This window comes from Jeotgalicoccus sp. WY2 (assembly GCF_018437745.1).
Taxonomy (GTDB): domain Bacteria; phylum Bacillota; class Bacilli; order Staphylococcales; family Salinicoccaceae; genus Jeotgalicoccus; species Jeotgalicoccus psychrophilus.
Window position 1 is genome coordinate 1714589 of the sequence record NZ_CP049818.1, and the last position, 13610, is coordinate 1728198.

The 13610-nt window shown below is 43.4% G+C and carries 7 protein-coding genes, 6 tRNA genes, 2 rRNA genes and 4 pseudogenes; 16 read left to right on the forward strand and 3 right to left on the reverse strand.

The genetic code is table 11. The annotated features are described in order from the left end of the window. Positions 1 to 72 precede the first annotated feature (72 nt). The 9 genes from G4D76_RS10015 (at position 73) to rocF (ending at position 4740) form a co-directional block, all read left to right on the forward strand. Positions 73 to 2959, forward strand: a 23S ribosomal RNA gene (locus G4D76_RS10015). An 83-nt stretch (positions 2960 to 3042) separates the two neighbouring features. Further along, positions 3043 to 3157, forward strand: a 5S ribosomal RNA gene (gene rrf, locus G4D76_RS10020). Between the two features lie 22 nt (positions 3158 to 3179). Beyond that, a tRNA-Asn gene (locus G4D76_RS10025) sits at positions 3180 to 3254 on the forward strand. A gap of 12 nt (positions 3255 to 3266) precedes the next feature. Then, positions 3267 to 3341, forward strand: a tRNA-Glu gene (locus G4D76_RS10030). Between the two features lie 21 nt (positions 3342 to 3362). Continuing rightward, positions 3363 to 3435: transfer RNA gene (locus G4D76_RS10035), tRNA-Val, on the forward strand. A gap of 10 nt (positions 3436 to 3445) precedes the next feature. Next, positions 3446 to 3529 (forward strand) — tRNA-Tyr (locus G4D76_RS10040). A gap of 7 nt (positions 3530 to 3536) precedes the next feature. Next, positions 3537 to 3608, forward strand: a tRNA-Gln gene (locus G4D76_RS10045). A 16-nt stretch (positions 3609 to 3624) separates the two neighbouring features. Continuing rightward, positions 3625 to 3697, forward strand: a tRNA-Lys gene (locus G4D76_RS10050). A 200-nt stretch (positions 3698 to 3897) separates the two neighbouring features. Continuing rightward, the gene (rocF, locus tag G4D76_RS10055; RefSeq protein ID WP_371814471.1) at positions 3898 to 4740 is read left to right on the forward strand and encodes an arginase; all 843 of its coding nucleotides are present in this window, start codon (positions 3898 to 3900) and stop codon (positions 4738 to 4740) included. A 22-nt stretch (positions 4741 to 4762) separates the two neighbouring features. On the opposite strand, the gene G4D76_RS10060 is transcribed toward rocF, so the two are convergent. Continuing rightward, entirely contained in the window at positions 4763 to 5209 is a 447-nt protein-coding gene (locus G4D76_RS10060; protein WP_213809790.1) for an ArsR/SmtB family transcription factor, read from the reverse strand. Between the two features lie 143 nt (positions 5210 to 5352). Here G4D76_RS10060 and G4D76_RS10065 point away from each other — a divergent pair, with 143 nt between their 5' ends. From G4D76_RS10065 to glmM, 5 genes and pseudogenes are all read left to right on the forward strand, one after another. Continuing rightward, positions 5353 to 5901: a helix-turn-helix domain-containing protein gene (locus G4D76_RS10065; protein WP_213809791.1), complete on the forward strand. Its 549-nt coding sequence runs from the start codon at positions 5353 to 5355 to the stop codon at positions 5899 to 5901. Beyond that, the gene (locus G4D76_RS10070) at positions 5885 to 6298 is read left to right on the forward strand and encodes a hypothetical protein (RefSeq protein ID WP_213809792.1); all 414 of its coding nucleotides are present in this window, start codon (positions 5885 to 5887) and stop codon (positions 6296 to 6298) included. Before G4D76_RS10065 ends, G4D76_RS10070 begins: the two co-directional genes overlap by 17 nt. A 397-nt stretch (positions 6299 to 6695) precedes the next feature. Next, positions 6696 to 7138, forward strand: a pseudogene (locus G4D76_RS15225) (diadenylate cyclase). Beyond that, positions 7125 to 8072 carry a CdaR family protein gene (locus G4D76_RS10080; RefSeq protein ID WP_026858840.1) on the forward strand — a complete coding sequence of 316 codons (948 nt, stop codon included), beginning with the start codon at positions 7125 to 7127 and terminating at the stop codon, positions 8070 to 8072. Before G4D76_RS15225 ends, G4D76_RS10080 begins: the two are co-directional and overlap by 14 nt. A gap of 23 nt (positions 8073 to 8095) precedes the next feature. Then, positions 8096 to 9446, forward strand: a pseudogene (gene glmM, locus G4D76_RS10085) (phosphoglucosamine mutase). A 56-nt stretch (positions 9447 to 9502) separates the two neighbouring features. Here the strand turns inward: glmM and G4D76_RS10090 are convergent. Continuing rightward, complete coding sequence (locus tag G4D76_RS10090; protein ID WP_213809793.1) at positions 9503 to 10036, reverse strand: metal-dependent hydrolase; 534 nt, start codon at positions 10034 to 10036, stop codon at positions 9503 to 9505. Positions 10037 to 10205: 169 nt separating this feature from the next. Here G4D76_RS10090 and G4D76_RS10095 point away from each other — a divergent pair, with 169 nt between their 5' ends. Then, complete coding sequence (locus tag G4D76_RS10095; RefSeq protein ID WP_213809794.1) at positions 10206 to 10400, forward strand: YwbE family protein; 195 nt, start codon at positions 10206 to 10208, stop codon at positions 10398 to 10400. Between the two features lie 445 nt (positions 10401 to 10845). Further along, positions 10846 to 12644: pseudogene (gene glmS, locus G4D76_RS10100) on the forward strand (glutamine--fructose-6-phosphate transaminase (isomerizing)). 241 nt (positions 12645 to 12885) lie between these two features. Here glmS and G4D76_RS10105 read toward each other — a convergent pair. Further along, positions 12886 to 13467 (reverse strand): annotated as a pseudogene (locus G4D76_RS10105) (NAD(P)-dependent oxidoreductase). Between the last annotated feature and the right edge of the window lie 143 nt (positions 13468 to 13610).

A 13610-nucleotide genomic window follows, 5' to 3' on the forward strand; every position in this document is an offset into this window, starting at 1 on the left:
AAATCGAGCAAGAAGAATTGAAAACGAGAACGCAAACGTATCTATAAGATACACTCACACAAATTTCATTACGATTAAGTAGTGAAGGGCGCATGGCGGATGCCTAGGTAGCAAGAGCCGATGAAGGACGGAACAAACACCGATATGCTTCGGGGAGCTGTAAGTAAGCTTTGAACCGGAGATTTCCGAATGGGGAAACCCAATACCGCGAGGTATTACCACAGTGTGAATACATAGCACTGTTGGAGGACACCTGGAGAACTGAAACATCTTAGTATCCAGAGGAAGAGAAAGAAAAATCGATTCCCTAAGTAGCGGCGAGCGAACGGGGAAGAGCCCAAACCAGCTTCGGCTGGGGTTGTAGGACGTTCACAACGGATTTAAAGACTTAGACGAATGGTCTGGGAAGGCCAACCGCAGGGGGTAAGAGTCCCGTAGTTAAAAAGTCGATAAATTTAGAACGTATCCTGAGTACGGCGGAACACGAGGAATTCCGTCGGAATCCGGGAGGACCATCTCCCAAGGCTAAATACTCCTTGCTAACCGATAGTGAACCAGTACCGTGAGGGAAAGGTGAAAAGCACCCCGGAAGGGGAGTGAAATAGATCCTGAAACCATGCGCTTACAAGTAGTCAGAGCCCGTTAATGGGTGATGGCGTGCCTTTTGTAGAATGAACCGGCGAGTTACGAATATATGCAAGGTTAAGCAGATGATGTGGAGCCGCAGCGAAAGCGAGTCTGAATAGGGCGAATGAGTATATGTTTGTAGACGCGAAACCAGGTGATCTACCCATGACCAGGCTGAAGTTCAGGTAACACTGAATGGAGGGCCGAACCGACTTACGTTGAAAAGTGACCGGATGAGTTGTGGGTAGGGGTGAAATTCCAATCGAACCTGGAGATAGCTCGTTCTCTCCGAAATATATTTAGGTATAGCCTCATATTAGCATCGTGGAGGTAGAGCACTGTTTGGATGAGGGGCCCATCCCGGGTTACCGAGTTCAGACAAACTCCGAATGCCACAGATGTGATGTATGGGAGTCAGACAGTGGGTGATAAGGTCCATTGTCGAGAGGGAAACAGCCCAGACCACCAGTTAAGGTCCCCAAATATAGTTAAGTGGAAAAGGATGTGGCGTTGCACAGACAACTAGGATGTTGGCTTAGAAGCAGCCATCATTTAAAGAGTGCGTAATAGCTCACTAGTCAAGTGACGCTGCGCCGAAAATGTACCGGGGCTAAACATATTACCGAAACTGTGGATTAAAATTTATTTTAATGGTAGGAGAGCGTTCTAAGTGCGGCGAAGCATGATCGTAAGGACATGTGGAGCGCTTAGAAGTGAGAATGCCGGTGTGAGTAGCGAAAGACGGGTGAGAATCCCGTCCACCGAACGACTAAGGTTTCCAGAGGTAGGCTCGTCCGCTCTGGGTAAGTCGGGACCTAAGCCGAGGCGATAAGCGTAGGCGATGGACAACAGGTAGAAATTCCTGTACCAGTAAGATTGCATTTGAGTGATGGAGTGACGCAGAAGGAAAAGATGAGCGCGCGGAAGGAAGAGCGCGTCCAAGCCATAAGGCTGCATGTTAGGCAAATCCGGCATGCATTAAGGCTAAGTGGTGATGGGGAGCCGAAAATAGTAGGCGAAGCATATGGACTCACACTGCCAAGAAAAGCTTCTAGCAAGTAATCATACTGCCCGTACCGTAAACCGACACAGGTAGTTGGGAAGAGAATTCTAAGGTGAGCGAGCGAACTCTCGTTAAGGAACTCGGCAAAATGACCCCGTAACTTCGGGAGAAGGGGTGCTTATAGCAATATAAGCCGCAGTGAATAGGCCCAAGCGACTGTTTACCAAAAACACAGGTCTCTGCCAAACCGAAAGGTGAAGTATAGGGGCTGACGCCTGCCCGGTGCTGGAAGGTTAAGAGGAGTGCTTAGCGCAAGCGAAGGTACGAATTGAAGCCCCAGTAAACGGCGGCCGTAACTATAACGGTCCTAAGGTAGCGAAATTCCTTGTCAGGTAAGTTCTGACCCGCACGAAAGGCGTAACGATTTGGGCACTGTCTCAACGAGAGGCTCGGTGAAATCATAGTACCTGTGAAGATGCAGGTTACCCGCGACAGGACGGAAAGACCCCGTGGAGCTTTACTGTAATTTGATATTGAATCTTGACTCCACCTGTACAGGATAGGTGGGAGCCGATGAAGCATGGACGTTAGTCTATGTGGAGGCAATGGTGGGATACCACCCTGGTGTGGTTGAGATTCTAACCCGCAGCCGTGATCCGGCTGGGAGACAGTGTCAGATGGACAGTTTGACTGGGGCGGTCGCCTCCTAAAGAGTAACGGAGGCGCTCAAAGGTACCCTCAGAATGGTTGGAAATCATTCACAGAGTGTAAAGGCATAAGGGTGCTTGACTGCGAGACCTACAAGTCGAGCAGGGTCGAAAGACGGACTTAGTGATCCGGTGGTTCCGCATGGAAGGGCCATCGCTCAACGGATAAAAGCTACCCCGGGGATAACAGGCTTATCTCCCCCAAGAGTTCACATCGACGGGAGGTTTGGCACCTCGATGTCGGCTCATCGCATCCTGGGGCTGTAGTCGGTCCCAAGGGTTGGGCTGTTCGCCCATTAAAGCGGTACGCGAGCTGGGTTCAGAACGTCGTGAGACAGTTCGGTCCCTATCCGTCGTGGGCGTAGGAAATTTGAGAGGCGCTGTCCTTAGTACGAGAGGACCGGGATGGACATACCACTGGTGTACCAGTTGTCGTGCCAACGGCATAGCTGGGTAGCTACGTATGGACGGGATAAATGCTGAAAGCATCTAAGCATGAAGCCCCCCTCAAGATGAGATTTCCCCAATAGATGCCTCAGAGACTATGAGGTTGATAGGTTTGGCGTGTAAGTGTGGCAACACATTCAGCGGACAAATACTAATCCATCGATGACTTATTCAAAAGTAAGACCAGAAATTAAAAGAGTGCGTTCACTCTTCTCGATACTTCTATCCGGTTTTGAATGTATATACATTCACTAATAGTCTGGCGGCGATGGCGGAGAGGCCACACCTGTTCCCATGTCGAACACAGCAGTTAAGCTCTCCAGCGCCGATGGTAGTTGGACTGACGTCCCGCAAGAGTAGGACGCTGCCAGGCTAATATTTTTATATATGATTATTCCACAGTAGCTCAGTGGTAGAGCTATCGGCTGTTAACCGATCGGTCGTAGGTTCGAGTCCTACCTGTGGAGCCATTTTTTTGTTCTGGCCCGTTGGTCAAGCGGTTAAGACACCGCCCTTTCACGGCGGTAACACGGGTTCGAGTCCCGTACGGGTCACCATTTTAATTAATAGTTCAATATGGAGAATTAGCTCAGCTGGGAGAGCATCTGCCTTACAAGCAGAGGGTCGGCGGTTCGAGCCCGTCATTCTCCATTTTTTGTCTGGAAGGGTAGCGAAGTGGCTAAACGCGGCGGACTGTAAATCCGCTCCTTCGGGTTCGGCAGTTCGAATCTGCCCCCTTCCACCATAGATTTTGGGCTGTAGCCAAGCGGTAAGGCAACGGGTTTTGGTCTCGTGACGCGAAGGTTCGAATCCTTCCAGCCCAGTTTAATTTAATATTTAGAGCCATTAGCTCAGTTGGTAGAGCATCTGACTTTTAATCAGAGGGTCGCAGGTTCGAATCCTGCATGGCTCATCGTAGAACACTTACAAACGTAGGTGTTCTTTTTTTATGCATAAATTTATGAATTATTTATATTATAAACACTTGTATAAAAGCGCTTTCTTTAGTATATTATAACTAGACAAAGGAATATTTTAGTGGGGGGATGTCGGTGGTTAAAATAGATATTATAGGCGCACCTACTGCATTTGGACAGCCAAAGTTAGGGGTATTTGGGCCCGGATGCGGTGCGTTTTTGTGGTTTAGAAAAACATTTATCTAACCTTGGCCACGATGTGGCTGATAAAGGAAATGTATATGGAAATTACCGTGCTGAATACGGTAATCACAACGTGAGAAACGACGAAGGATTAATGAATTTTGAACAGGTTAAAGATTTCAGTGAACAGCTTGCAGCTACTGTGGAAGAGTCACTCGATAATAATCGCTTTCCATTTATCGTTGGCGGTGACCACAGTCTGTCAATTGGTTCTATCAGCGGTGTGACTAAGAAATGTAAAAATCTCGGTGTACTGTGGATCGATGCTCATGGGGACATTAATAACAGCGAGACGTCACCGAGCGGCAATATACACGGTATGCCTTTAGGTGTTCTGTTGGGCGAAGGCAGTGAGTCACTTGTTAATATACACCATGAAGGGGCTAAACTGAGTCATGAAAATATCGTGCTGGTCGGTGTCAGGGATCTTGACACCGGTGAGAAAGCTTATATTAAAAAGCACGGAATTAAATGCTATACGATGAGCGACGTCAGGAGACTTGGGCTCGATGTTGTAATAACGAAGTCGCTGAAACACTTGCAGGAGTGCGACGGTATACACTTATCGCTCGATGTGGACAGTCTGGATCCTCTTGAAATTCAAGGGACAGGAACTAAAGTTAACGGGGGTATTTTCTTATCGGAAATGCTGCTGGGCTTAAATATACTGAGCAGAACAGAGTTGCTTATTTCTGCAGATCTGGTGGAAGTTAATCCACTTCTTGATAACGGCAATGAAACAGCAGAAAAAGCTGTAACTATTGCAGAGTACATATTCGGTCAGAGCCAAATATAAAAAAGAAGCCGTTAGGCTTCTCTCATATTTTCATCACGTAAACAGCATACTCATTAGCAGTAGCTGTTTCTTTTTTCGCTTTTTTTCGCTTCTGAAGACGGCTTAATTCATCAGTTAGTTTCCTCTGTTCTGTATCATTCATCAGGATTTCATATGCTTCAAGTGATTCAGCATCATTCTCTTTATTAAAATTAAAAATATTGATGGACGGCACAATTTTTTCTGCCGCCGGGCGGTAAAACTTCTGGATAATACTGTTTTTCTCCATAGTATAGGCTACAGTAATGATATTATGGGACAGCAGCTGGTTTAAATGGTAATGTACTTTCGCTCTCGGCATTTCGAGTTCATCGGCAAGCATCTGTCCTGTTTTAGCTTCTTCTGCTATCATGGACAAAAGCTGCAGTCTAAAAGGGTCGCTGATTGATTTAAGCTGGTCCAGTTCAGTAATGATGAGCAATTTTTCCATCAGTGTCCTCCATATACATTTTCTTTAATTATCATGTAAAATGTAAATACAGTCAATTAAACAGTATTTAAATAAATGAGAATATTTGTTACACAATTGTGAATTTGGTATTATTAAAATGTTAAGTACTTAGGGGGATGAGTATGATAGGTCAAAGAATTAAAGAGATACGTAATAATAATAATTTAACCCAGGAAGAACTGGCTGACGGGATCATCTCCCGAACTTATTTAAGTTTGATAGAAAAAGGGACTGTCCAGCCATCTACCAATGTTTTAGTTAAACTCAGCAAACGTTTAAATTGTACGGTAAATGATTTCATGGCAGAGGTTTCGCATTTTAAATATAACAATTTTGAAATTCTGCGGGAAATCGGCCACTACGAATTAAAAGTAGACAATGAAGATTACGAGATTGTAAAACATTTTATCGATAAAGAATATGAGCAGATTGAAGATGTGCCTTTGCCTGACAGCGGCAGAATACATTTAATTTATGCACGCTATTTTAATTTCAAAGGGGATTTAAAGCGTACGAGACTGCATACTGATAAAGCACTGCAGAAACTGTCGACGATTGCTGTTAATCAGCATTACGTCAATGCTGTGCTGTTAAAATCAGAACTGCTAATTGAAGATGGTGCGGTTGATGAAGCGATAGATATAGGAGGAAACGGTGTATCTGTTAACTAAGTTTGATGAATTGAATATTTCCGATATTAAATTACGATTTGCGCTTGTAAAATGTTATATTATATTTAAACAGTATTATACTGCGCACAGGCTGGTAGAAGATATTAACCAGATTTCTTCCAGATTAAGTATTACTTATAAAAAAGAAGACCTGAAGAAATTTGAAATGCTGCTTCTGGTTAAACTTGAAAGGTACGAGGCTGTCCTCCTGCTTGCAGGTGACAGCAGTGAAACAGATATCAGTATTATGAAGGCTTACAGTCTGTGGCAACTGGACAGAGTCAAAGAAGCTGATCAATTATTAAAAGCGACACCAGCGCCTAACAAGGAAATTTCCAGCATACCGCAAATAGGTAATCTGTATAAAGAACTTACCGGGAGATTAGGTGGCTTATAACATAATAGAAAGGAAAATCATTATGGAAACAGCCAACTTTTTTGATAATATCTCTACATCTTTTGTAATAACGAGCATCATTGACATCCTGATTATATGGTACGTTTTTTATTTAATACTGACGGTCATTAAAGGGACGAAAGCTGTACAGTTAATCAAAGGGAATTCTTCATAATTATTGGACAGGCATTAAGTAATTTTTTAGATTTAACAACGACAACACAATTGTTCGATATGGTCCTGCAATGGGTTTCCTCGCCGTTATCGTTATATTCCAGCCGGAATTAAGACGGGCGCTTGAACAGCTCGGCGCGGCAGTTTGTTCAGGTCGAGCGGCGGCAATGATGTATCGCAGCATGAAAAGATGCGGCAGGATATGGTAACTGCAGTCCGCTATATGGCAAAGCGCCGTATCGGTGCATTGATTGTTCTGGAAAAAGAAACCGGACTGAAGGATTATATTGAGACGGGTGTGCCGTTAAATGCGGAAATTACGTCGCAGCTCTTAATCAATATTTTATTCCGAATACGCCGCTGCATGACGGGGCGATGATAATCCAGGGCGACAAAATTGCGACAGCCGGCAGTTACTTGCCGCTGTCTGAAAGCAATAAGATCGCAAAAGACTTAGGTACACGTCACAGGGCTGCTGTCGGTATTTCAGAAGTAACCGATGCATTTACGATAATCGTATCGGAAGAAACAGGTAACGTCTCAGTTACATACGACAGTAAGATGTCTAAGGAAATTACTCTGGAGAAACTGGAAGAACTCCTCCAGAAACACTGGCTGGTTGCTTCCGGTGCTAAAGAAGGAGGCGGTTTGTTTGCTCGAAAGTAAATTAGGACTGAGCATCGTTGCATTGCTGCTCGCACTGTTTATGTTTGTGAACGCAAATAATGTCTTTGAAGATATGAATCTGTTTACCGATGACAGCGCAACAGAAGACGAGACGCAATTTGTTGAAGGCGTTCCTGTTGTAGTACTGTATGATGAAGAATCATATTACGTATCGGGTGTACCGCAGGAAGTCACTGTGGAACTCGGCGGAACGAATTCGAATGTGAAGCGTCTTCAGGCGACGCGTAATTTTGAAGTGATTTTAGATCTTAGAAATCGTGAACCCGGGGAACATGAAGTGTTCTTCACGGTGAGCGGTCTGCCGGAAAATGTGGCAGGGACAGTTCAGCCGGAAACAGCTAATGTGACGATACAGAATCTTGTATCGCAAACTTTTGAAGTCCAGGCTGAAGTAAGTGAAGGAAGAATCGGCTCAAGCTATCAGCTCGGCTCGGTCAGTGTTGAACCGTCAACAGTAACTGTACGCGGCGGCGAAAGCACGATGAACCGTATACAATACGTCCGGGCGATGATGTCCGATACGTCGAGTATTACTGAAGAACGTGTTGAAGAAGCTGAAGTGAGTGCTTTCGATGCACAGTATAATAAACTTGATGTCAGTATTGAACCTTCTACAGTAAGAATTGAAATTAATGTTGATGAGCTTAGCAAGGAAGTGCCAGTCAATCTTGAAACGACAGGTGATGCTGCTGACGGCAGTACACTATCGGAAGTGGAATTAAATCATGATACAATTGAAATATATGGTGACAGTGAAACATTAAATTCGATATCATCTGTAAAAGCAGAAGTCGATATCGGGGGAATGTCATCATCGGGCACAAAAGATGTCCGGCTTGAGTTACCTGAAAATGTTACAAAAAGTGAACCTGCTGTACTTGAAGCGGATGTCACGATAGAAAAAGACGAATAATTGCTGCATAAAAGGAGATTACTATGGGAAAGTATTTTGGTACAGATGGAGTTAGAGGTATTGCAAACGAAGGTTTAACACCGGAACTGGCTTTTAAATTAGGCCGTTTTGGCGGATACACACTGCTTGAAAAAGGCGAAGAACATCCACGCGTTCTAGTTGGAAGAGATACACGTTTCAGGAGAAATGCTGGAGTCTGCGCTCGTTGCAGGACTATTATCAATCGGTGCTGAAGTGATGCGCCTCGGAGTTATTTCTACACCAGGTGTTGCTTATCTGACTAAAGACATGGAAGCAAATGCAGGTGTTATGATTTCTGCATCACACAACCCGGTTGAAGACAACGGGATTAAATTTTTCGGGCCGGACGGTTTTAAACTGACTGATGAACAGGAAGCTGAAATTGAAGCACTGCTCGACAGCAATGAAGATAATCTGCCACGACCGATAGGTGTTTCTGTAGGTACAATTTCAGACTACTTTGAAGGCGGCCAGAAATACTTAAGCTACTTAAAATCAACAATTGATACTGACTTTGAAGGACTGAAAATCGGCCTTGACGGCGCTCATGGTTCGACGTATCACTTAGGACCTTATTTATTTGGTGACCTTGAAGCAGATACAGCTACAGTCGGCAGCAATCCTGACGGCACGAACATAAATGCAGGTGTGGGTTCAACGCATCCTGAAAAACTTCAGGAGCTCGTTAAAGAAGAGAAATGCGACTTTGGTCTTGCATTTGACGGAGACGGGGACAGAATCATTGCAGTCGATGAAAAAGGAGAGATCGTCGATGGCGATAAAATCATGTTTATCATTGCGCATGCACTAAAAGAAAAAGGTGAACTGAAAGACGACACAGTCGTTTCCACAGTAATGAGTAACCTTGGATTCTATAAAGCAATTGAAGCACACGGTATGAAATCTGATAAAACACAGGTCGGCGACAGATATGTTGTAGCTGAAATGCGTAAAGGCGGCTATTCATTAGGCGGAGAACAATCAGGCCATATCGTAATGATGGATTACAATACGACGGGCGACGGTCTGTTAACAGGTATTCATTTAGCGGCAATCGTTAAAGAATCAGGCAAAAAGATGAGTGAACTTGCAGCAATGGTTGAAACGTTCCCTCAGGAGCTCGTAAACGTACGTGTGAGCGATAAGCACAATGTTACGAATAATGAAGCGGTCAAAGCAATTATGACTGATGTAGAACAGCGCATGGCTGGTAATGGACGTATACTCGTCCGTGCTTCAGGAACAGAACCGCTTGTACGCGTTATGGTAGAAGCTGAAACTGAAGAACTGGCAGCGAACTACAGTGCGGAAATTGCGAAAGTAGTAGAAGCTGAAATGGGTCTGGATAAATAAAGAAGAAATTTAAAAAGCGAAGCCGCATTTATGGCTTCGCTTTTTTATGTATGAGACTAATATGCTGGATTAGCCAGCAGCTCTCCCATATTAAAATCGTTTATAAACGTAAATATGTATACACCTAATACCTGAAATCCAAAATATAGCGAAACGAGACACAGCAGGCCGAAAATAATATTCTCTGTAAAACTGCCTGTCCGTGTTGTAATCGGAAATTTGACTTTAAAGCTTATCGGAAAAAACAGCTGTATGCCGCTTTTAGTCGCCATATCCAATATGTAATGACTGATCATGCCCGTAATTAAACCGAGTTTTATCGCATCATTTGGAAAAAAGTAATCGACGAGAAAAGCAATCATCACGATAAACAGCAGGCTGTGTGTAAATGAGCGGTGACCGAAAACGAAATTAACTAATTTCGAAAGTACCGGAAATGTCTTCCCAATCTTGCTGCCGCCGTGACATATATCGGGAATTAAAGACCCGGCAATACCGGCGCCAATTAATAGAACAGGATCGGCGTATGTAAAATGAGCGACTGCCAGACTGGATGCGACACCACCAATGATATGAGTTTTACCTTTCATGATGCGACCTCCTCTGACCTGTATATTATAACACTTTTTAGACATAAATATAACTTTTTATAAACAATTATAAGAAGTTGTTAAGTAGTAAGCTTCAGAGCATTTCGATATAATAATCGTAAAAATGTTATTATTAAATTATATGAATGCGAACAAAAGGAGAATCATTATGGACGGAACAAAAAGAGCAGATATAAAAGTAGGCAGTACAGTGAAAGTCGTACAGAAAAACCATCAGAGAACAGGTGAACTGACTGAAGGCGTTGTGGCAAGAATATTAACGAACTCAGCTAACCATCATCACGGCATTAAAGTTAAGCTCGAAGACGGCATCGTCGGCAGAGTAAAAGAAATATTGGAATAATAATTTTAGCAGGGGCGATAGAGATATCGTTCCTGTTTTTTATTTCTTGATAAGTCTGGGAGGAATGCGGAGGCTAAAGTGTCCGATAACTGGCTTTGTCGGACAGTGTAGAAATAAACATAGTCACGCAAATACAAACGCAGTAGAAAAAGGATCAAGCAACTATATTTTTACCATTAAAAGGTAAAAAAGTTCTTGTAATCAAGAAAAAATTAAATTACACTTTTATTCTGACGAAAAAGGAGGGAAATTTGTAAACTTAATCGGAATAGCGCCTGAGCAGTAGATATGTACTGTTGACGAGGAGGACAGCGATCGAACTTTCGGCGGATGCTGTCCCGGATACTGAAGTATTCGTAAGTGTATCTGTGAAAATTACCGGGTGACCGGTCTGACAAAGCAGATGCCCCACAAAACTTAAACGAACGTAGAAGGAGTTTATCTTATGTGCGGAATTGTTGATATATTGGAACGGCAGATACGAAGGAAATATTATTAAAAGGGCTTGAAAAGCTGGAGTACCGCGGTTATGATTCAGCGGGTATTGCAGTAAAAATAATAAGGAAACAAAAGTTTTTAAAGAGAAAGGCAGAATCGCCGAGCTGCGTAAAAAAGTGGATTTAGACTTCGAAGGAACTATCGGTATCGGCCATACACGCTGGGCAACACACGGTGAACCGAGTGTAGCGAATTCTCATCCGCACCAAAGTACAGATGAGAGATTTACACTGGTGCATAACGGTGTGATTGAGAACTATAAGCAGTTAAAGAAGAATATTTAAATGATACAAAACTTGTGTCGGATACTGATACGGAAATTATCGTGCAGCTTGTTGCGAAGTTTGCCGCTGAAGGTTCATCGACGCTTGAAGCATTTCAAAAAACTTTATCATTACTGCACGGATCATACGCGATTGGTCTTTTGGATAATGAAGATGACCACACTATCTATGCAGCTAAAAATAAATCACCGCTACTTTTAGGTAAAGGTGACGGCTTCAATGTCATTACATCCGATGCAATGGCGATGCTTAATTTAACGAATGAATTTGTTGAACTAATGGACGGCGAAATCATTCAGCTGATGGAACACCAAATGATCATCAGAGATATCGAAGGTGCGGAAATCGAACGTGAATCTTATATTGCGGAAATTGATGCGAGCGACACGGAGCTTGGCACGTATCCGCATTACATGATTAAAGAAATCAATGAACAGCCGCAGGTGATGCGTAAAATCATTAAAGAATATCAGGATGAGCACGGCGAACTTAAAATTGATAAAAATATAATCAAACAGCTGAATGAAGCGGACCGATTATATATCATCGCAGCAGGTACGAGCTACCACGCCGGACTGGTCGGTAAAGAATATTTTGAAAAATGGGCAGGTGTACCGACAGAAGTGCACGTCGCATCTGAGTTTGTCTACAACACACCATTATTATCAGAAAAGCCTTTATTCATCTTATATCACAATCGGGAGAAACTGCAGACAGCCGTGCAGTCCTCGTAGATATTAAAGGTAAAGGCTACAAATCATTAACGATGACGAATGTACCGGGATCGACACTGTCACGTGAAGCGGATGAAACGCTGATACTGCATGCAGGACCGGAAATTGCAGTCGCATCGACGAAAGCCTATGTCGCGCAGATTGCAGTCCTTGCGATTACAGCAGCAGTGACAGCGAGAGAGCTGAACAAAGTTTCAGATATGAATTTAATGGCTGAACTTGGGAAAGTAACGACGGCAATTACAACGGTTATTGAAGACGCTAATAAAATTGAAAAAATTGTTAAGAGTTATTTGGAAACAGCGAGAAACGCGTTCTTTATCGGCAGAGCAATGGATTACTATGTCGGTCTTGAAGGCGCATTGAAGCTGAAAGAAATATCGTATATCCAGGCAGAAGGATTCGCAGGCGGCGAACTGAAGCACGGTACGATTGCTTTGATCGAAGAAGGTACGCCGGTATTCGCATTATCAACCCAGGAAAAAGTAGATTTAAATATTAGAAGCAACGCACAGGAAGTCGCAGCCAGAGGTGCGAATGTATGTGTCGTTGCAATGGAAGGATTGGAGCAGGAAGGTGACACATACGTCATTCCAAGAGTGGATGAAATGCTGACACCGCTTGTCTCAGTTGTAGTCTACCAGCTGATTTCATACTATGCAGCACTGCACAGAGGAAACGATGTAGATAAACCGCGTAATCTGGCGAAGTCGGTTACGGTGGAATAAAGTAATATTTAGGAATCTAAAACGTCATCCCTTTGAACTTTATAGTTCAAAGGGATGTTTTGTTAAATCAGATTTTATAGTAGATACTTTTCGTCATCTCTGACTTCATATGTATTCCAGTATCCTCGGACTGGTATGACACTCGCTCATATGTGTTCCAAAGCCCTGGGACTGGTATGACGCCCGCTCATATGTGTCCAGCCCAAGTTTTCTCAATAGGCTATCCCAACACGGGATTTAATTATTTATCACTCTCAAGCTGCTTATACACAAACTCTGCTGTATCTCCAACTGTAATCTTCTTGCCGTCTTCAGGCAGGAAGTCACGTTCTTCACGGTGTTCACCAACAGCTTCACCGTCCGGTAAATAAGTAGGGCAGACGACTGTCCAGTCGAGGTTCGAGTCTTCAAGCAGCAGATATGTTTTATGATGTTCTTCTGCTGCGCGTGTTAATTTCCGTTTTGACTCGCTGGATTGATAGCGCAGCACGTCGGGTTCAGCTCTGCTGTTCAGTATTCCTGCAGTACCAACCGTGACAATCCGCTTAATACTTTCATCGGTCATCGCTTCAATAATCAGCGGCATGCTTTTTGTCAGCGTATCGGCGCCGTCTGTATTAAAGCGCTGATGACCATCTGCACCCTTTCTGGTACCTCAACGTCTTCTTTAAGAACGTCACCTTTTTAATTATAAATTTTCATCATTAATTGATATCTTTTCAGGCGTGCGCACAAGTGCTGTCACCTGGTGTTTATCTTCCAAAGCCAGCTTTGCAATTTCACTGCCGACTCTGCCTGTCATTCCTAAAAGTAAAATATTCATAAAAGCAGTCCTTTCTACTGCTTCTTATATACTATCATTATTTTTCCTTATTATTATGTAGACTGTTTATAACTTTTGCACAAAATAAAACGTTATATATAACATCAGACTGGCATTGTACCCAAAAAGCCACTATAATAAAC

Bases quoted from the DNA above. Each gene is read 5' to 3' on its own strand.
- G4D76_RS10060 (WP_213809790.1), bottom strand. From the start codon at position 5,209: ATGGAAAAATTGCTCATCATTACTGAACTGGACCAGCTTAAATCAATC.
- G4D76_RS10065 (WP_213809791.1), top strand. From the start codon at position 5,353: ATGATAGGTCAAAGAATTAAAGAGATACGTAATAATAATAATTTAACC.
- G4D76_RS10090 (WP_213809793.1), bottom strand. From the start codon at position 10,036: ATGAAAGGTAAAACTCATATCATTGGTGGTGTCGCATCCAGTCTGGCA.
- G4D76_RS10095 (WP_213809794.1), top strand. From the start codon at position 10,206: ATGGACGGAACAAAAAGAGCAGATATAAAAGTAGGCAGTACAGTGAAA.